The organism is Sulfitobacter sp. 15WGC (assembly GCF_005068605.1).
GTDB classification, from domain to species: domain Bacteria; phylum Pseudomonadota; class Alphaproteobacteria; order Rhodobacterales; family Rhodobacteraceae; genus Sulfitobacter; species Sulfitobacter faviae.
This window is the reverse complement of sequence record NZ_SZNL01000087.1, coordinates 1-304: the sequence shown is the minus strand read 5'-3', so window position 1 is coordinate 304 and position 304 is coordinate 1. Positions and strand designations below refer to the sequence as shown.

Below are 304 nucleotides of genomic sequence, written 5' to 3'. Positions count from 1 at the left end.
TGACCTGCCCCCCGCGAAATCCCTCACCATGATGTAGAGTCTGCCCAACCCTGAAGGAGCAGACGAATGCGGAAAAGCCGTTTTACCGAGGCGCAGATTATTGGGATGATCAAGGAGCAAGAGGCAGGCATGCCGACGGCGGAGGTGTGCCGCAGGCACGGGCTCAGCCCGGCAACTTTCTACAAGCTGAAGTCCAAGTATGGCGGCATGGAGGTGTCGGAGGCCGCGAGGCTGAAGGCGCTGGAGGACGAGAACGCCAAGCTGAAGCGGCTGCTGGCCGATACGATGCTGGACAATGTGGTTC

General features: G+C 60.2%; 1 protein-coding gene. It reads left to right on the top strand.

The window, feature by feature from the left end; genetic code table 11:
* Nucleotides 1-66: 66 nt before the first annotated feature.
* On the top strand, nucleotides 67-304 hold a 238-nt coding region (locus FCK22_RS18100), incomplete at its 3' end, for a transposase (RefSeq protein ID WP_136720762.1).